Source organism: Saccharothrix variisporea, from assembly GCF_003634995.1.
GTDB lineage: Bacteria > Actinomycetota > Actinomycetes > Mycobacteriales > Pseudonocardiaceae > Actinosynnema > Actinosynnema variisporeum.
In genome coordinates this window covers 4,855,729-4,873,378 of record NZ_RBXR01000001.1, presented here as the reverse complement: position 1 = coordinate 4,873,378, position 17,650 = coordinate 4,855,729, and the positions used below count along the sequence as shown (strand labels likewise).

The 17,650-nt window shown below is 71.5% G+C and carries 14 protein-coding genes and 1 tRNA gene; 3 read left to right on the top strand and 12 right to left on the bottom strand.

All coding sequences use genetic code 11. The features are described from left to right. Window positions 1-28: 28 nt before the first annotated feature. Both DFJ66_RS21795 and DFJ66_RS21790 read right to left on the bottom strand, forming a co-directional pair. A complete protein-coding gene (locus DFJ66_RS21795) occupies window positions 29-1,465 on the bottom strand; it encodes an alpha,alpha-trehalose-phosphate synthase (UDP-forming) (protein ID WP_121223511.1) in 1,437 nt (478 codons plus the stop codon). Between the two features lie 168 nt (window positions 1,466-1,633). Beyond that, complete coding sequence (locus DFJ66_RS21790; RefSeq protein ID WP_121223510.1) at window positions 1,634-3,028, bottom strand: threonine/serine exporter family protein; 1,395 nt, start codon at window positions 3,026-3,028, stop codon at window positions 1,634-1,636. Window positions 3,029-3,312: 284 nt separating this feature from the next. Here DFJ66_RS21790 and DFJ66_RS21785 point away from each other — a divergent pair. Continuing rightward, window positions 3,313-3,388: transfer RNA gene (locus DFJ66_RS21785), tRNA-Thr, on the top strand. Window positions 3,389-3,427: 39 nt separating this feature from the next. Here the strand turns inward: DFJ66_RS21785 and DFJ66_RS21780 are convergent. From DFJ66_RS21780 to DFJ66_RS21760, 5 genes are all read right to left on the bottom strand, one after another. Next, window positions 3,428-4,843: a sensor histidine kinase gene (locus DFJ66_RS21780; RefSeq protein WP_121223509.1), complete on the bottom strand. Its 1,416-nt coding sequence runs from the start codon at window positions 4,841-4,843 to the stop codon at window positions 3,428-3,430. Continuing rightward, complete coding sequence (locus tag DFJ66_RS21775; RefSeq protein ID WP_121223508.1) at window positions 4,843-5,535, bottom strand: response regulator transcription factor; 693 nt, start codon at window positions 5,533-5,535, stop codon at window positions 4,843-4,845. The genes DFJ66_RS21780 and DFJ66_RS21775 overlap by 1 nt, the downstream gene beginning before the upstream one ends. A gap of 275 nt (window positions 5,536-5,810) precedes the next feature. Next, entirely contained in the window at window positions 5,811-6,536 is a 726-nt protein-coding gene (locus tag DFJ66_RS21770; protein ID WP_147459330.1) for an NsdA family TPR-like regulatory protein, read from the bottom strand. A 209-nt stretch (window positions 6,537-6,745) separates the two neighbouring features. Then, window positions 6,746-7,339, bottom strand: coding sequence for a TetR/AcrR family transcriptional regulator C-terminal domain-containing protein (locus DFJ66_RS21765; protein WP_121223506.1), 594 nt, complete (start codon window positions 7,337-7,339; stop codon window positions 6,746-6,748). Window positions 7,340-7,562: 223 nt separating this feature from the next. Further along, a complete protein-coding gene (locus tag DFJ66_RS21760; RefSeq protein WP_246029850.1) occupies window positions 7,563-8,588 on the bottom strand; it encodes an ADP-ribosylglycohydrolase family protein in 1,026 nt (341 codons plus the stop codon). Window positions 8,589-8,778: 190 nt separating this feature from the next. Here DFJ66_RS21760 and DFJ66_RS21755 point away from each other — a divergent pair, with 190 nt between their 5' ends. Further along, on the top strand, window positions 8,779-11,589 hold the full coding sequence (locus tag DFJ66_RS21755) for an AfsR/SARP family transcriptional regulator (RefSeq protein ID WP_121223505.1): 2,811 nt from the start codon (window positions 8,779-8,781) through the stop codon (window positions 11,587-11,589). Between the two features lie 491 nt (window positions 11,590-12,080). Here DFJ66_RS21755 and DFJ66_RS21750 read toward each other — a convergent pair whose 3' ends face one another. Continuing rightward, complete coding sequence (locus DFJ66_RS21750) at window positions 12,081-12,848, bottom strand: SGNH/GDSL hydrolase family protein (RefSeq protein ID WP_121223504.1); 768 nt, start codon at window positions 12,846-12,848, stop codon at window positions 12,081-12,083. Between the two features lie 192 nt (window positions 12,849-13,040). Between DFJ66_RS21750 and DFJ66_RS21745 the strand changes: the two genes are divergently transcribed. Then, the gene (locus DFJ66_RS21745; RefSeq protein ID WP_147459329.1) at window positions 13,041-13,427 is read left to right on the top strand and encodes a hypothetical protein; all 387 of its coding nucleotides are present in this window, start codon (window positions 13,041-13,043) and stop codon (window positions 13,425-13,427) included. Window positions 13,428-13,550: 123 nt separating this feature from the next. Here the strand turns inward: DFJ66_RS21745 and DFJ66_RS21740 are convergent, their stop codons facing one another. The 4 genes from DFJ66_RS21740 to DFJ66_RS21725 are packed head-to-tail and all read right to left on the bottom strand — an operon-like array spanning window position 13,551 to window position 17,648. Further along, entirely contained in the window at window positions 13,551-14,564 is a 1,014-nt protein-coding gene (locus tag DFJ66_RS21740) for an N-acetylglucosamine kinase (RefSeq protein ID WP_397556310.1), read from the bottom strand. Beyond that, window positions 14,540-15,814 (bottom strand): 6-phospho-beta-glucosidase, encoded by a 1,275-nt coding sequence (locus DFJ66_RS21735; RefSeq protein ID WP_121223502.1) that lies wholly within the window; start codon window positions 15,812-15,814, stop codon window positions 14,540-14,542. Before DFJ66_RS21735 ends, DFJ66_RS21740 begins: the two co-directional genes overlap by 25 nt. Further along, a complete protein-coding gene (locus tag DFJ66_RS21730; protein WP_121223501.1) occupies window positions 15,811-16,665 on the bottom strand; it encodes a carbohydrate ABC transporter permease in 855 nt (284 codons plus the stop codon). The genes DFJ66_RS21735 and DFJ66_RS21730 overlap by 4 nt, the downstream gene beginning before the upstream one ends. Beyond that, entirely contained in the window at window positions 16,662-17,648 is a 987-nt protein-coding gene (locus tag DFJ66_RS21725; protein ID WP_121223500.1) for a carbohydrate ABC transporter permease, read from the bottom strand. Before DFJ66_RS21725 ends, DFJ66_RS21730 begins: the two co-directional genes overlap by 4 nt. Window positions 17,649-17,650 lie beyond the last annotated feature (2 nt).

Genomic DNA, 17,650 nt, shown 5'->3' with positions numbered 1-17,650 from the left:
TGAACTGATTCAGATAGCCTGAACTGATTCAGATTGCGCTCTGCGTGCCCAAGGCGTCAAGGAACGAACGAGCCCAACGGTCGACGTCATGCGTGAGGACTTGGCGGCGCAGCGCGCGCATCCTACGGCGACCCTCCGCCGGATCGAGTGTCAGGGCGGCTTCCAGAGCATTTTTCACGCCGTCCAGGTCGTGCGGGTTGACCAAGAAAGCGCTGGTCAACTCGGCGGCGGCCCCGGCGAACTCGGACAGCACGAGTGCGCCGCCCAAGTCGTAGCGGCAGGCCACGTACTCCTTGCAGACAAGATTCATGCCGTCTCGAACGGGCGTGACGACCATGACGTCCGCAGCAGTCATAAATGCGGTCAACTCGCGTCGATCGACCGATTGGTGCAAGTAATGGACGACGGTGTGCCCGACCGTGGAGAACTCGCCGTTGATCCTTCCCACGGCTTGTTCGATCTCGCTGCGCATCTGCTTGTAGTGCTCGACCCGCTCCCGGCTGGGCGTGGCGAGCTGGATCATCGTGACGTCCCGCGGGTCGACGCGGCCGTCCTCGAGCAGCTCGTGCAGCGCGCGCAGCCGGACGTCGATGCCCTTGGTGTAGTCGAGCCGGTCCACGCCGAGCAGGATCTTCTTCGGCCGGCCCAGGTCCTCGCGGATCTGCCGCGCGTGCGCCTGGACCTCCTTGCTGCGGGCCAGCGCGTCCAGCCCGGCCGAGTCGATGGAGATGGGGAACGCGCCGACCCGGACCGTGCGGTCGCCGACCTGCACCACACCCGGCCGGGTGCGCACGCCGACCGCGCCGCGGCTGGGCTCCAGGCCGACCAGGCGGCGGGCCAGCCAGAGGAAGTTCTGCGCGCCGCCGGGCCGGTGGAAGCCGACCAGGTCCGCTCCGAGCAGCCCGCGGATGATCTCCGTGCGCCACGGCAGCTGCATGAACAGCTCCACCGGCGGGAACGGGATGTGCAGGAAGAACCCGATCCGCAGGTCGGGCCGCAGCTCGCGCAGCATCGCCGGCACCAGCTGGAGCTGGTAGTCCTGCACCCACACGGTCGCGCCCTGCGCGGCCACCTTCGCCGTCACGTCCGCGAACCGCTGGTTGACCCGGACGTAGGCGTTCCACCAGCGCCGGTGGAACGCGGGCGGCGCGACGACGTCGTGGTAGAGCGGCCACAGCGTGCCGTTGGAGAAGCCCTCGTAGTAGTCGCGCACCTCGGCCGAGCTCAGGGACACGGGGTGCAGCTGGAGGCCGTCCTCCTCGAACGCCTCGACCTCCGCGTCCGCGACGCCCGGCCAGCCCACCCACGCGCCGCTGTGCGACCGCAGGAACGGCTCCAGGGCGCTGACCAGACCGCCGGGGCTGTGCTTCCAGCGCTCGGTCCCGTCCGGCAGTCGCTCCAGGTCCACCGGCAAGCGGTTGGCCACCACCAGGAAGTCCGCGCCGTTCTCGCCAATGCCACTCACCTGGTAACGCCTCCTGTGTCCACCTGCCCCGGCTCGCGCGGCGGCATCTTCACGGTTTGTGCGCCCACCACAGAGGGTAGTGGGAACGCTCGTTCCGGAATGCCCCGCAGCGAGGTCCGTCACACGGTGTTCACGGAGGTAGGAGCAACGTCACCCCCAAGTGGAGCGCTACTCGACCCGGCGCTTGGCGGGACGCAGTGGGCCGGACAACCGGGGCCCGGCCAACCTCCGCTCCAACCGGCTCAGCCCGCTGCGCACCGGCCGCGCCAGGAACTCGCCCAGCACCACCCCGCTGGCCAGCGCCAACGCCGTCCCGGCGGCCAGCACGAGGGTCGACAGGCCGCCGCCGTCGCGCTCGATGGTCAGCTGGTAAAGACCGCGGTAGGTGGTCCAGCCCGGGAGCAGCGGCACCATGCCCGCCACGGCGACCACCAGCGGCGGGGTGCGCAGCCGGCGGGAGATCACCGCGCCGCCGAACCCCACCACGGTGGCGGCCACCGCCGAACAGGTGATCACGTTCGTGCCGGTGAGCACGAGCAGCCCGTACGTGCCGGTGCCCACCGCGCCCGCCGCCGCCGCGATCGGCAGCGCGTTGAGCGGAGCGTAGGCGGCGAGCGCGAAGAAAGCCGAGGTAGCCGCGCCCGCGAGGAACTGCACCGGCACGTCGGAGATCAGCGGCGGCAGGGGGTCGGTCAGGGAGCTCCGGACCCCGAACTGCACGGCCGCGCGGAGGGTGAGGGCGATGCCGGTGATCAGGCCCGCGGTGAGCAGCGCGATCTCCATCAGCCGGCCGGCGGCGGTGACGTTGTACCCGGTTATCGCGTCCTGCACCGCGCCGACCAGCGACAACCCGGACAGCAGCACCACGATCCCGGTCGCGACGAGCAACGAGGGCCGCACCGCCGGCAAGGCGTCCGTCGCGTACATGACCATCGCCGCCGCCGTGGCCAGCGCCCCGCCCACGACCTGCTGGAAGAAGAACGGCAGCGCCCGCCGGTTGAGCAGCCGACCCACCCGGTCGATCACGGCCGTGACCAGCGCGGCGGCCAACGCCAGCAACGGCCCGCCGCCGACCAGGAACGCCACCGCGCCCGCCATGCCCGCCCAGGCCAGCGTGGCGACCCAGCGCGGGTAGGGGTGCGGCTGCTTGGTGATCTTGTCGAGCTCGGCGTAGGCGTCGGCGGGCCTGGTGTCGTTCTCGGTGATGCGGCGGATGAGGTTCTCCAGGGCGGCCAACCGCGTGTAGTCCAGGCCGCGACTGCGCACCACCCGCAAGGCGGTGATCGGCGCGGCCTCGGTGCCCCGGTGGCAGGAGACGGTGATCGAGGTGAACGTCACGTCCACCTCGGTCCGCGGCAACCCGTACGCGTCGGCCACCGCCATCACCGTGGCCGTGGCATCCGCCGCCCCCGCACCGCTGGCCAGCTGGACCTCCCCGACGCGCAGGGCGAGGTCGAGCACGAGGTGCACGGTCGAGTCGTCGGGCAGTGCCGGCCCTTCGACGGGTTGCCACAGGTCGGGCAACGTCCCGGGGTCGCGGTACCGCTTGCGCCGCAGCCTCACGTCGGGCGGTCCTCCTCACGGATCACGGTTCAGCCACGCCCGACGGTGTCACATCCGCCGTTGTGTGATGCGCCACCCCCGTGCGGGGTCCCCGGAGCGGGTGAGTCGATCACGCAGCGTTCAGCTCTGTTGATGCCGCTGGCCAGCGGTTTTAGGTGTTCCTTGGGCCACTCGGACGGGCTGCGGACCTCCGGACGGACCAACGCCGACACACCCTGAGCAGACCGTTCGCCGCAGGTAGCACCTGGTCGGGACGCTTACGATGTCCCCGGCGCATCCGCCGCGCCGGTGTAGCTCAATTGGCAGAGCACTCGCCTTGTAAGCGAAAGGTTAGGGGTTCAAGTCCCCTCACCGGCTCCAGACTTGACCGGCCCCGCCCTCGGGCGGGGCGCCATGAGGTCATGGCCTGGGAATCCTGATGGTGAACGCGGTCGAGCCCGGACGGCTGTCCACTGTGATCGTTCCGCCGTGTGCGACGACCAGCGAGTGCACCACCGCCAGCCCCAAGCCGCTGCCGCCGCTGCCGCGGGTTCGCGAGTCGTCCACGCGGTAGAAGCGGTCGAAGATCCTCGGCTGGTCCTCCGCCGGGATGCCGGGGCCCGAGTCGCCGACCCTGATCACCGCGAACCGGCCCTCGGTCGACACCTCGAGCGACACCGCCGTCCCGGCGGGCGTGTGGGTGGCCGCGTTGGTCAGCAGGTTGTCGACGACCTGGCGCAGGCGGATCGGGTCGAAGCTCAGGCGCAGCGACTCGGGCGTGGTCACGGTCAGGGGGTGGTCGGGGCGGGCCGCGCGGAAGGCGTCTGCCGACTCGCGGATCAGGGTGGCCAGGTCGTTGGGTTCCGCGCGGACCGGGGTTTCGGCTTCGGCGGAGTCCAGGCGGGCCAGCAGGAGGAGGTCTTCCAGCAGGACGCTCATCCGGGCCGCCTCCGACCGGAGCTTCTCCAGGTGGGCCTCGCGTTCTTCAGGAGCGTTGGCCGCCGCGTAGCGGAACAGGTCGGCGTAGCCGCGGATCGACGTCAGCGGGGTGCGCAGTTCGTGCGACGCGTCCGCCACGAAACGGCGCAAGCGCTGCTCGGCGGCGGTGCGGGCGGCCAGGGAGGTGTCGATGTGGTCCAGCATCGTGTTGAACGCCGTGCGCAGCTCCTCGACCTCCACGCCGCCGTTGCCGCCCTCCGCCCGCACCGGCAGCCGGGACGAGTCGGTCAGGTCGTGGGACGTGATGTCGCGGGCCGTCTTCGCCATGTCGCTCAGCGGTTGCAGGCCACGGCGCAGCACCGCGCGGCCGACCACCACCAACGCGACCAGCGCGAGCAGGAACGTGGCCACCTCCACCAGCACCAGCTGCCGGACGGTGGTGGTGATGTCGTTCATCGGCGCGGCACTGACCAGCACCTGGCCGTCACCCAGGGGACAGCCCCGCAGCCGGTACGTCCCGTGCCCCTCCAGGTACTCGGTGCGGAACACGGCCTCGGAGCCCGTCGTCGCCCGCGCCACGTCGGCCAGTTCGGACGGGTCGGACGGCAGCTCCGGGCTCGGCTGCACGGACGGCGGTTCCAGGGTCGCCGTGCCGTTCTCGACCCGGTACACCGCCGCGAACCAGCCGTAGACGTTCTTGGTCAGCTTCCCCGTCCGGTGGATCTCCTTCTCCAGGTCCTGCTGCGACTTGCCCACCTGCTCGTCCAGCTTCGCCGCCAGGTAGGTCTCCATGCTGGTCGCCATGACCGTCCCGACCACCGCGAACACCACCAGCGCCAGCACACCCAGCCCCAGCGCGAGCCGCGTGCCCAGCGCCAGCCTGCGGTAGGCGCCCATCACTCGGGGGCCTTGCGCAGCGCGTACCCGACGCCGCGCACGGTGTGGATCAACGGCTCGCGACCCACGTCCAGCTTGCGCCGCAGGTGCGAGACGACCAGCTCGACCACGTTGGACCGGCCACCGAAGTCGTACTCCCACACGTGGTCGAGGATCTGGGCCTTCGTCAGCACGGTCGGCGAGCGGCGCATCAGGTAGCGCAGCAGCTCGTACTCGGTGGGCGTGAGCGTCACCAACTGCCCGCCCCGGCGCACCTCGCGGGTGTCCTCGTCCAGCGCCAGGTCCGCCACCTCCAACACGGACCGCTTCCACTGCGGCCCGGTGCTGCGCCTGAGGACGGCCCGCAGCCGCGCCATCAGCTCCTCGACGGAGAACGGTTTCACCAGGTAGTCGTCCCCACCGCGGGTCAGCCCGGCGACGCGGTCCGCCGTGCCGTCCCGGGCGGTGAGGAACACGACGGGAACCATCGCACCGGCCGACCGCAGCCGGTCCAACACGGTGAACCCGTCGAGGTCGGGCAGCATCAGGTCGAGCACGACGATGTCGGGCCGAAAGTCACCGACCGCCGCCAACGCGGCCCGCCCGCTCCCCGCCGTGGCCGCCTGCCACCCCTCGTACCGCGCGACCGTGGCCACCAGGTCGGCGATGTGGGGCTCGTCGTCCACCACGAGCAGTCGTACGGCGTCGTCCACGTGCCCATGGTGCGTCACCCCTGCCCGGCCGGCGCACCGCCGCGCGGATCGACAGGAACCCGACAGGTCCCCGACAGGATCGGCGTCTGATACGCGCGCCGGCCGTACTGCTGACCCGGCTGCCGCGCGCAGGTGCTGAGCGCGCCCCTGGCCCTTGTCGGAGGGCCTCGCCGCTGACTCTCCAACTGCTCGGTATCGCGGCCACTTGCGGTCCCGCGCCACGTCGCCGCACGCTCGGGCGTCATCCGCCGGCGTCCGCGGCATGCGCTTCTCGCTTACGCAATCGGTACTCCACAGCGTGTGCACCGGCCGCCGGGAACGCCGGTCGCGGTGTGGCGGGCGCGCGGGCTGCGGAACTCCGGTCGGTCGCCGCGCCACTCGCCCAGCGCGTGCAGCGTCCGGAACCGCATCGCGCTCAACACCTCGCGGAACCTCAACCCGTCGTCCGGCGGGAACAGCAGGGCCGCTTCCTCCAGGTGCCCGAGGTTCGCCAGGACGGCGGCCCGGTGCCCGTTCAGCTCCGCCTCGTCGATCCACCAGGCCCACTCCGGCGCGGCCGGGTCGTCTTCGAGCACGTCCTGGGCGCGGACCAACGCTTCCCGCGCCTGCTTCGCCAGCCCGACCCGCGAGTAGACCCGCGCCTGCCGCAACGCGAACATCCCCCGAACCTTCCGCGACCGCTCGCCCTCCAGCCCGCGCGCGGCCAACGCCAGCGCCTCGCCGTAGCGCCCCAGGCGGGTGAGCAGAAATATTTGGTTCAGTGAAATTAAATTTTCGATGAACTGAAATTTTCCGTGCTGTGTAAGGGTGAACGCCAAGGCGTTGTGGGCGTGGGCCTCGGGAAGGCGCTCTTCCTCGAACAGGATCCAGCCGGCTACCTCGGCGAGTTCGGCGAGGGCTGCCGGGTCGTCGCGCGGGGCCTGGCGGACGGCCTGCACGGCCAAGTCGCCCAAGTCGGTGGTGTCGGGGCGGCCGTCGAGAGCGATCAGGAGGGCGGTCATCGCGCGCACGCCGGCCGGCACGGGGGTCAGCCGCCGATCCGGGACGGGCGCCGGGCTGAGAGGCGCAGGTCGTGCGCGGAGGGGTCGTGCAGGGCGGTCGGGAGGGCGGGAGGAAGGGCGGGAGGAAGGGTGGGACGGCGGGCGGGAGGAAGGGTGGGAGGGAGGGGGATCGGGAGGGCGGTTGTTGCGCGTGCGTCAGTCGGCATGGGTCAGCCCCCGAAGCGGGACAGGCGCAGGCCCGACAGCAGGAGGCGCAGGCCGTGTTCGAAGCGGGCGTCGGGGTTGTGGGTCAGTTCTGTGACGGCGTGCGCCGCCAGGGGGAAGCGGGTCGCGTCCACGGGGGGCTGCGGGGTGGACTGCTCTTCGACGGTGAAGCCCTGCACGTACGAGAAGACCGTGCCGATGCCGCGGGCCGCGTCGCGCGCCGAGAAACCGGCGTCGCAGAGGGTTCGGAGGGCCAGTTCCAGCGGGCGGCCGGAGAGGTGGGTCAGGTACGTGCCGGACAGCACGCGGGCGCCGTCTCGGTGGGTGCGCATCGCGTCGCGCAGGCGGTGGGCGCAGTCGGCGGTCCAGTCCACCCACGACTCGCCGCGCCGCGGCGCCTCCAGGTCGTGCAGGGCGTCGTGGACGATCGCCGCCGCCATGTCGTGCAGCAGTTCGGCCTTGTTCTTGACGTGCCAGTAGAGCGCCGGCGCCTGCACGTCCAGCTCGTCGGCGAGGCGGCGCAGGGTCAGGCCGTCCAAGCCGACGTCGTCGAGCAGTGCCAGCGCCGCGCGCACGATCGTGTCCCGTCCCAGACCCACGCGGACGATGGTGCCCTACTCCTTCACAACGTTAAGGAGGTGGGCCCGCCGTGATGGGGCACACGCGCTCTGCTACGGTCTCCGGCACGGGTTTCCCTTCTCCGCGCAGGTCAGCCGGGTTCCGCGCTCGGGGCGTGCCTCGGCGACGACCGCGTGGAGGGCAGGCTTCGGTTGTCCGCATTCGGGAGCGGGCAGCCGAAGCCTGTGGTGTCCGAGAAGGCCCTCACAGGTAGCGCGAGTGGTCGAAGTCCGCGCCCGTCACCGAGTGGCCCAGGTCCGTGCCGAGCCGGGTCAGCAGGTCGACCAACTCCAGCCCCGCGAGCCAGTCGCGCGGCAACGCCTCCGTCCCGTGCAACGCGCCCAGGATGTTCCCGGTCAGGGCCGCGGTCGCGTCGCTGCCGCCCGAGTGGTTCGCCGCCGCCCGCAGCGCGTCCACGAACTGCGACCGCCGCGGGTACACCAGCACCGTGTGCACGGCGATCGCCAGCGCCTCCGGGCCCGTCCACCCGCTGCCCAGCCGGTCCACGCGCACCGACTCGAAGCCCTGCGCCAAGTGCTCGTCGGCGAACAGCACGGCCCGGTTCAGCGTGTTCGCCGTGTACGGGTCGTCGCGCAGCACCCGGCCGATCACCTGGTCCACCGCCTCCCGCAACGGCCGCGCCTTCACCGCCAGCAGGTGGATCAGCAGCGCGAACGCCCCGCCGGCCACCCAGCCGCCGGTGCCGCCGTGGGTCAGCGCCGCGAACCGGCAGCCCAGGTCGTAGGCGATCTCGGCGGTCGGCGCGAAGCCTGCGGGCGCGGTCCGCGTGACCCCGTTGCACCCGGAGGACTCGTTGTGCGGCTCCTCCGGCGTGGGCGGGCGGTCGGCGGCCAGCGCGCGCAGGCACGTCAGGCCCGGTGACCGGCTGGAGTACAAGCGCTCGTCGCCGACCAGGCCGGTCGCGCCCAGCTCCGGCGCGGCGACCTGCTGGGTGGTCAGCCACCGCCGGTAGCTCTCCCACACCACCCGCACCGGTTCCCACTCGCCGGTGGTGTGCCCGCGCACCCACGCCCGCAGGTAGCCGTCGGCGGTGAACAGCGTGAGCTGGGTGTCGTCGGTCACCAGAGCGGGACGCGGCGGTTCCAGAACACCCTCGGGGCCGTGGTCTCGTTGGATATCGGTCCACCCCAGGTACTGGACGGGCGCGCCCAGCGCATCACCCAGGGCGCCGCCCAGCAGGCAGGCGGCGCCACGGTCGACCACGCTCATCGGCTCGCGCGGCAACTTGCCCTCCTGCACCTGCGTCGTCCGGGGTCAAAACCCTAGCCGCCGCGGGGTCGTCCGGTCATGGGAGCGGCGACTAGTTGAGCAAACAACATCTACCCACAGGTATCCAACACGCCGCCCGGCGCACCTGATGTGAGTGACTGGGCAGTAGCCGTGGAGGCGGGGGAGGGGCATGGCTGACCGGAGCAGAAGCGGGCTGGAGTTCGGTGTCCTCGGACCCTTGCAGGTGCTCGCGGACGGCCGACAGCTCGTCATCGGTCGCAAGGGCATGCGGGGGCTGCTCGCGATGCTGGTGCTGGAGGCCAACCGGGTCGTCCCGATCGACGAGATCGTGGACTGCCTGTGGCAGGACGAACCGCCCGCCACCGCCCGGACCATCGTGCACGGGTACGTGTCCCGGCTGCGGCGCATGCTGGAGCAGGCCGACCCGGCCGGGTCCGCGCGCATCCTGACCACGCCGCCGGGCTACCAGCTGGCGGTGGACCCGTGGCGGCTGGACTTCCACCGGGCGCGGCGGCTGGTGGCCGGCGCCCGCGGCAAGCCCGCCGCGATCCGGGCGCAGCTGCTGCGCGAGTCGCTGGGGCTGTGGCGGGGGCAGGTGCTCGCCGACGTGCCGGGCGACCCGATCACCACCGACCTCGAAGAGCTTCGGCTTGCCGCACTGGAAGAGCGCATCGAGGCCGAGCTGGAACTGGGCCGGCACCTGGAGCTGGTGGGCGAGCTGCGGCAGCTGGTGGGCGAGTTCCCGTTCCGGGAGCGGTTCGTCGGGCAGATCATGCGGGCGCTCTACCGGTCGGGGCAGCGGGCCGACGCGCTGGAGGCCTACCAGCGCTTCCACCGCCGGGTGGTGGACGAGCTGGGCATCGACCCCGGCCCGGAACTGCGGGTGCTGCACGAGCAGGTGCTGCGCGACGACCCGGCGCTGCGCGTGGGCGGGCTCGCCGAACCCGTGACCCTGCCGCCCCGGCCCGGCGTGGTGGTGCCCGCGCAGCTGCCCGCCGCGGCGAGCGGGTTCATCGGGCGGGACGAGGAACTGGCGTGGCTGGACCGGCTGTGCGACGGTCGGGACCCGTCCGCCACCACCATCGCCGTGGTCAACGGCGCACCGGGCATCGGCAAGAGCGAGCTGGCCGTCACGTGGGGGCACCGCCGGGCCGAGCAGTTCCCGGACGGGCTGCTGTTCGCCGCGTTGAACGGGTTCGCGCCCGACCGGGAGCCGGTGGAGCCCGCCGAGGTGCTGGGCCGGTTCCTGCTGGCGTTGGGCGTGCCCGCGGACGGCGTGCCGCGCGACCTGGACGACCGGGTCGGGCTGTACCGGTCGGTGCTGGCCAAGCGGCGGGTGCTGGTGGTGCTGGACGACGCCTGGGACCCGGAGCAGGTGCGGCTGCTGCTGCCGCCTGGGGCGGGTTCGGTGGCGCTGGTGACGTCCCGGCGGCGGCTGGAGTCGCTCGTGGTGTCCAACGGGGCCCGGATGCTCACGCTGGACACGCTGTCGGAGGACGAGTCGGTGCGGCTGGTCGACGAGGTGGTCGGCAAACCGTTGTCCGAACAGGAACCCGTGGCGGTGCGGATGCTCGCGGAGCTGTGCGGCAACCTGCCGCTGGCGCTGCGGATCGCCGCCGCCAAGCTCATGTTCAGTCCGGAGTGGACGGTCGAGTCGCTGGTGGCGCAGCTCTCCGACGACGACGCCCGGCTGCGCGCGCTGGACCTGGGCGACACCGGCGTGGGCGTGGCGCGGGCCCTCGCGGTGTCCTACCGCAACCTGCCGCCCGAACTGGCGGAGACGTTTCGCGCCGCGGGCCTGGTCCCCGGCCGCTGGGTCAGCCCGCACGCCATCGCCGCCCTCTGCCGGACCGACCTCGGCACCGCGGCGGCCCGATTAGCCGACCTCGCGGACGCGCACCTGCTGGTCGAGCAGTGGCGCGGCGGGTTCGTCCTGCACGACCTGGTGCGGTTGTACGCGCGGGAGGTCCTGGGCGACCAGGACGCCGGCCGCCGCACGGCCGCGTTGCGCCGCCTCATGGACCACTACCTGGCCGCCTGCGACCACGCCAGACGCCTGATCAGACCGGCAGGCGACGGCCTGGACCTGGCGTCGGTCGACCCGACCGCACCCCGCCCGGCCACCGCCGCGCAAGCGCTGTCCTGGTACGACAAGGAGTGGCCCAACCTCATCGCCCTGGTCCACGCCGGCGCGGAAGCCGGCCTGCACCAACAGGTCTGGCAGCTGGTCCGGTTGGTGCACACCTACTGCGTGGCGCGCGTGGCCAGCCGCGACTGGCACGGCATCGCCGGGTTCGGCCTGGCCGCGGCCAGGGTGAGCGGCGACCGGCGCGGCGAGATGCTGGTCCTGCACGCCATGTACAAGGTCAACGTCCGGACGGGCCGGACCCGGGGCACCCTCCCCGACGCCGAACGCGCCCACCACATCGCGCGGGAACTGGGCGAGCCCAGGTACCTGGTCATGACCCTGGACCAGCTGGCCAGCGCCCTGTCCGCCGAGGGCCGCCTGGAAGAGGCGCTCGCGCACTACCGGGAGGCCGTCGAACTGGCCAGGCGCGACGGGGACGCGCTGGGGGAGGCGACCGTCCTGAACAACCTGGCCCAGGTGGAACAACGCCTGGGGCAGCTCGAAACGGCCGCACAGCACCAGTTCCAGGCGATGGAGGTCCACCACCGCAACGGCGACGAGCGCGCGTACGTGCTGGCGGTCAACAACCTCGCCGAGATGTACACCGAGCTGGGTCTGTTGGGGGAGGCGGAGGAGCACGCCCGGCAGGGCGTCGAGCTGGCCCGGGGCGGCTCGATGCAGTTCGAGGAGGCGTTCGGGCGCCAGGTGCTGGGCGTGGTCCTGGCGCGACGGGGCGAACGCGTTGCCGCCCAAGCGGAACTGGCCGAGTCCCTCCGCCTGTTCGAACGCCTGGGCTCGCCGCGCGCGATGTTGGTCCGAACGGCCCTTGAAGCCTTGACCACCGAGGTTTAGCCGGTGTTTAGCTCACCAATGGGAAGTCGTGGGAACTTGGAGACGCGCGCTGATCAACGCACGAGCGGATGAGCGCGCGACGGGTGGCTCTTGGAGGGGGATGCCAGGGGGGAAGCCACCCGAACCGCTGACCGGGCCGGCATTCGGGGGAGAGTGCCGGCCCGGTCAGCCCTTTCGGGATCTTTGGGACGCTTCGCTCTCGAGCGGACGCGCCTTGCGCTCTCAAGATCAAAAGCGGCGCTCGCCGCGCGGCAGGCCGCCAGCGGGGGGTGAAGGGCGTCGGTTCCCCCGCCGTATGGCCTGGCGGAGCCAACCACATTTTCCAGGGGTTGCCGCTAAAACTTTTGCTCGTTCCTCGCAAAACTTTCGGCTGCAACCCCTGGAAAATGTGGTAGCCCTTCGGGCAGGCCATACGGCGGGGGAACCGAGGCCCTCCACTTGTGGTGCGACCACAGCGCGCTTCGCGCGCCGAAAAGCCTGGTGTGCGGGGGTCAGTCGGAGCTGACCGGGAGGAGTTCCGGGCGTTTCGGGGCTACGCCGTCGCCCATCGACTCGCCGCGCAGTTGTCGGCCGATCCACGGTACGACGTGCTCCCGTGCCCATTTCAGGTCGTGCCGGCGCTGGGTCATCCAGTCCTCGTCCTCCAGCGGGGGCCAAGGGGTGCTCCAGTCCTCCGTCTGCTTGAAGCCCAGGACCTCCGCCGCTCGCAGCGCCACCCGGCGGTGGCCTTCGGTCGACAGGTGCAGTCGGTCCTCGCTCCACGCCCGACGGTCGTGCAGGACTGTCATCGACCACAGGTCGACCACTCGGCAGTGGTAGCGCTCGGCGACCGACCACAGGTGGCTGTTGTAGATCGCGATCTTGCCGCGCAGCGAGCGCAGGAACGGTGTGTGCTTCGGGTCGAAACCGGTGAAGATCAGGACTTCGCTGCCGGCCGCGCGCAGGTCCGCCACGGCGATCTCGTAGACCTCGGCCAGGGCGTCCGGGTCGGAGCCGGGCACCAGGATGTCGTTACCGCCGCCGCAGAAGGTCGCCAGTTTCGGCTTCAGGGCCACGGCGAGTGGCAGTTGTTCGTCCACGATCTCCTGGAGCATCTTGCCGCGCACGGCGAAGTTCGCGTACCGCAGTCCCGGGCGGTGGCTCGAGAGCAGGCCGGCCAGGCGGTCCGCCCAGCCCAGGTACGTGCCGTTCGGGCCGCGGTCGTCCATGCCCTCGGTGAAGCTGTCCCCCAACGCGACGAAACTGTCCAACCCGTCCACTCGCGTCCCCTCCCTCGACGAAGCTGCCGCGGCAACACCCCCGTGACCCGCGCGCGCCCCACAGGATGCCTCCGCGCCGGGGACCTACGCCAGCGTCGGTTGGCCCCGTGGTCACCCGCGGGTCACTCGATGGTGGGACGTGGTGTCGGCAATGGGCGTTTCGTCACGTCCCTGGCCTTACCCTTGCCGACCGTGCCGCGTCTGCCGCTCCCGCTGCTGTCGTTCACCGCGCTGGCCGTGCTGGCCGGTGTGGTCACCGCTGTCGCCCTCATCCGCGCCGACCAGGAACCGCCGCGCGAGCAGCGTGTCGGCACCTCGCCGGTGCCCACGCAGCGCGCGGGCGGGGACGGGCCGCCGATGGACTTCGAGGGGGCCGGGGTGTCCGTCACCACGTCGGCTCGGGCCAAGGTCACCACGACGGCGACTACGGTCGGAACACAGACGACTACGACGCAAATCACGTCCACGACCACCGACGAGCCGCGGCAGTCCGTGACCGTGCCCGAACTCACGGTCAGCGTGCCCGTCAGCACGTCGAGCACGGAGTTGGAGGTCCCCACGGCGGTGTCGGGCGCATAGACACCGCCGTGGGGGTCCCGCTGCCGGGAGGAGCCGCCGCCGATCAACCCCCTGGCAGCGGGGGTGGGTCCGGTGCGCGGGGAGGGCCGCCGCCTGACACCTCCCGCGCGCACCGGGGTCTGGTCAGCCCACGGGCACCTGTGACTCGTAGGCCGTGCGCAGCCGCAGTTCCGCGCCCGGTGGGGCGCCCAGCGCGTCCAAGCCGAGGAGGGCCGCGCCGACGACCGGGGGCACGTCCACGACCCGGACACCGGCCAGCGGTGCGACCTGGGAGAGGCGGTCGCGCACGGCGTTGACGACCACGCCGTTCGTGCCGGTCAGCACGCCGCCGCCGAGCACGACGTCCACCGGTTCGTCCAGCAGCGACAGCCGGCGAAGCGACACCGAGGCCAGCAGCACGACCTCCTCCACGAGCCGGTCCACGACCGACCGGGCCACCGCGTCGCCCGCCGCCGCGACCTCGAACAGCAAGGGGCACAACGCGTGCGGGTCGAACTCCAGTTCCGCGAAGTGCAGCCGCTCGACGACCTCGGCCAGCGTCCGCACCCCGTAGTGGGCGATCACGGCGGGCAGCAGCGCGGTCGGCTCGCCGCGCCCGTCCTCCGCCCGCACGGCCAGCCACAGGGCTTCGCTGCCGATGTGCCCGCCGCCGCCCCAGTCGCCGGAGATCCGGCCCAGCGCGGGGAACCGGTGCGTCCGGCCGTCCGGCGCCACCGCCACGCAGTTGATGCCCGCCCCGCACACCACGGCCACGCCGATCCCGTCCGACGTGCCCGCCCGCAGCAGCGCGAAGGTGTCGTTGCCGACGACGGTCGTCTCCGACCACCCGAGCCCCTCGATGGCGACCCGCAGGTCCTCTTCCTCCTTGGGCAGGTCCGCACCGGCGAGGTAGGCGGCGGTGTGCGTGGCGATGGGCTGCCCGGGAGACAGACCTGCGGCGACGGCGGCCTTGGTGACCAGGTCGCCGAAGATCTCCAGGCTGCGGGGCAGGCCGACGTTCTGCGGTGACGCCCCGGGGCCCCTGACCTGCGCGAGGACCCGTCCGTCCACGTCGACCAGCGCCACGGCGGTCTTGCTGTTGCCGCCGTCGATGGCCAGCACCCGGTCGGTCGTCAAGCGACCACGCCCTTGGCCCACGGCAGGAAGTCGCGGTTGCGCGCCACCAGCTCGTCGGCCAGCCGGTCCGCGATCGCGTGCTGCCCGACCAGCGGGTGGGCGAGCAGCGCGTCGGCAACCCGGTCCCGCCCGCCGTGCAGCGCGGCTTCCAGTGCCAGGTACTCGTACGCGGTGACGTGTGAGATCAAACCAGAGAGGGCGGGGTCGACGGGGTCGACCGGCAGCGGGGTGGCGCCGGTGGAGGTTACGGTGGCGGGGACCTCGATGACGGCGTCGTCGGGCAGGAACGGCAAGGTCCCGCCGTTGCGCACGTTCACCACGTGCCGCTCCGCCCCCGCGCCGCCGGTCAACGCGTGCACCAGTTGCACGGCCGCCTCCGAGTAGTACGCGCCGCCGCGTTGGGACAGCTGCTCGGGTTTGGTGACCACGGTGACGTCGTTGTAGAGGTCGAGCAGTTCTTTTTCCACGGTGGCAACGACTTCCGCGCGCGGCGGGTCGGTCTTCTGCTTCTTGACGACGTCGTCGTGCTCGTAGAAGTACTTCAGGTAGTAGGAGGGGACGACTCCTAGGCGGCGCATGAGGGACGCGGGCAGCCCGATGTGCGCGGAAAGCGCTTCCCCGTGCTGCTCCAGCAGTTCCGGCAGGCGGTCCACCCCGTCCACGAACACCCCGCGCTCCCACGTGAGGTGGTTGAGGCCGACGTGCCCGAGCGTCACCGCCTCGGGTGCCACGCCGAGCAGCGCCGACGTCCACCGCTGGAACGTGATGGCCACGTTGCACAGCCCCACCGCCCGGTGCCCGGCCTGCGCCAACGCGCGGGTCACGATCCCGACCGGGTTGGTGAAGTTGACGATCCAGGTGTCCTCACCGGCCAGCGCCCGCACCCGCTCGGCGATGTCCAGCACCACCGGCACGGTCCGCAACGCCTTCGCCAACCCGCCCGCGCCGGTCGTCTCCTGCCCCACGCAGTCGCACACCAGCGGGAACGTCTCGTCCTGCGCCCGTGCCGCCTGCCCACCGACCCGGAGTTGGAGCAGCACCGCCGAAGCGCCCTCCACACCGTCCTCGAGATCGGTGGTCGTGCGCACGCGTGCCGGGTGGCCGGCGTGGGCGAGGAGGCGTTGCGAGAACGCCCCGACCGTCGCGAGCCGCTGCGCGTCCGGGTCCACCAGCACGATCTCGTCCACCGCGAGACTGGTCCGCCGGCCCGCGATGCCGTCGACCAGCTCGGGCGTGTACGTCGACCCGCCGCCGACAACGGTGAGCTTCATCCCTTGACTCCAGTGAAAGTGATGCCCTTGACGAACGAGCGCTGGGCGAAGACGAACAGCACCACCGCGGGGACCATGATCAGCAGGGTCACGGCCATCGCCAGGTTCCACTGCACGTGGTGCATGCCCTTGAACGACGACAGCGCCAGCGACAGCGTCCACTCGTCCGGTCGCTCGCCGGTGTAGAGGAGGGGACCGAAGTAGTCGTTCCACGTGTAGAGGAAGCAGAACAGGGCGGTGGCGGCGATGCCCGGCCGGGCCATCGGCACGACGATCCGCACGAGCGCCTGGAACTCCGTGCACCCGTCCACCCGCGCGGCGTCCACATAGGACTGCGGGATGGTCAGGATGAACTGGCGCAGCAGGAAGATGCTGAAGGCGTCGAACAGGAAGTACGGCACGATCAACGGCCACAGCGTGCCGGTCAGGCCCAGGCTGGACCACGTGTCGTACAGCGGCACGGCCACGACCTGCGGCGGCAGCATCATCGCGCCCACCACGAGCAGGAACACCGCGTTGCGGCCCCGCCACTGGAGCTTGGCCAGCGCGTACGCCGCCGGGATGGACGACAGCAGCATCCCGGCGGTGGCCAACAGCGAGTACAGCATGCTGTTGCCCAGGTACTTCAGCAGCGGCGCCTTGTCGAAGACCTCCAGGAAGTTGCCCCAGTGCCACTCGTGCGGCCACAGGTCCTTGGTGAACGCCTGGTTGTCCGACATCACCGCGGTCAGGAACACGAACACGATGGGCAGCGCGAACATCAGGCCCAAGGCGAGGCCGAGGCTGTGCACGGCGACCCAGTCCAACGCGCTCTTCCAGTTGGTGCGCCGGTGATCGAGAACGGCGGTCATGCGCCCGGACCTCCTTCCTCCTGGTAGGAGGCCTTGCGCATGCGCTGTACGAGCACCGCCGTGGCCGCGAACGACACGACGAACAGCACGGTCGCCATCGCCGCCGCGTAGCCCATGTCGAAGTACCGGAAGCCCTGCGTGTACAGCCACACCGGGAACGTCAGCGTCGAGTTCTCGGGGAACCCCAGGATCTTGGTGTTGCCGGTGACGTCGGCCGACCCGCTCGCCGCCGACCCCGCCACCACCGCCTGCGTGAACAGCTGCAACGCCAGGATGATCGAGTTCACCACCCCGAACATCAGCACCGGCGAGATGGACGGCAGCGTGATGTGCCACCACCGCCGCACCGGCCCCGCCCCGTCCAGCTCGGCCGCCTCGTACTGCTCCTGCGGCACGTCCAGGATCGCGGCCAGGATGATGATCATCAGATCGCCGGACACCCACAGCATCACCGCCGTGATCCCCGGCTTGGCCCACGCCGGGTCGGCGAACCACAGCGGACCCTCGATGCCGAACCAGCCCAGGAAGGCGTCCAGCGGACCGTCGTTGGGCCGCATGACCAGGAAGAACACCAGGGTCGCGGCCACCGGCGGCGCGAGCGAGGGCAGGTAGCACAGCGTCCGCACCAGGCCCACGCCCGACTTCAGCCGGGCGATCACCGACGCGACCCCGAGTGCGAACACGACCCGGGCGACGGTCAGCACGACCACGAACCACAGCGTGTTGTAGACGGCGGTGCGGAACAGCTTGTCCGTGACCATGTACGAGTAGTTCTCCAGCCCGATCCACTCGGGCGGGTTGATCAGGTCGTACTTGGTGAACGAGAAGCCGATCGTGGCGACGAGCGGGTAGCCGAAGAACAGCAGGAAACCCAGGATCGCGGGGGCCAGGAAGGCCAGCACGGTCCACCGGTGGCGGGCCCGGGACCGCCCCCGCGCGGGGGCGGCCCGGACCACGTCCACGCGTTCGAGCGTGGCGGTCATGA

Excerpts from the sequence above, each read along its gene's own strand:
- DFJ66_RS21780 (WP_121223509.1), bottom strand. The coding sequence starts at position 4,843 with ATGGGCGCCTACCGCAGGCTGGCGCTGGGCACGCGGCTCGCGCTGGGG.
- DFJ66_RS21770 (WP_147459330.1), bottom strand. The coding sequence starts at position 6,536 with ATGACCGCCCTCCTGATCGCTCTCGACGGCCGCCCCGACACCACCGAC.
- DFJ66_RS21760 (WP_246029850.1), bottom strand. The coding sequence starts at position 8,588 with ATGAGCGTGGTCGACCGTGGCGCCGCCTGCCTGCTGGGCGGCGCCCTG.
- DFJ66_RS21755 (WP_121223505.1), top strand. The coding sequence starts at position 8,779 with ATGGCTGACCGGAGCAGAAGCGGGCTGGAGTTCGGTGTCCTCGGACCC.
- DFJ66_RS21735 (WP_121223502.1), bottom strand. The coding sequence starts at position 15,814 with ATGAAGCTCACCGTTGTCGGCGGCGGGTCGACGTACACGCCCGAGCTG.
- DFJ66_RS21730 (WP_121223501.1), bottom strand. The coding sequence starts at position 16,665 with ATGACCGCCGTTCTCGATCACCGGCGCACCAACTGGAAGAGCGCGTTG.
- DFJ66_RS21725 (WP_121223500.1), bottom strand. The coding sequence starts at position 17,648 with ATGACCGCCACGCTCGAACGCGTGGACGTGGTCCGGGCCGCCCCCGCG.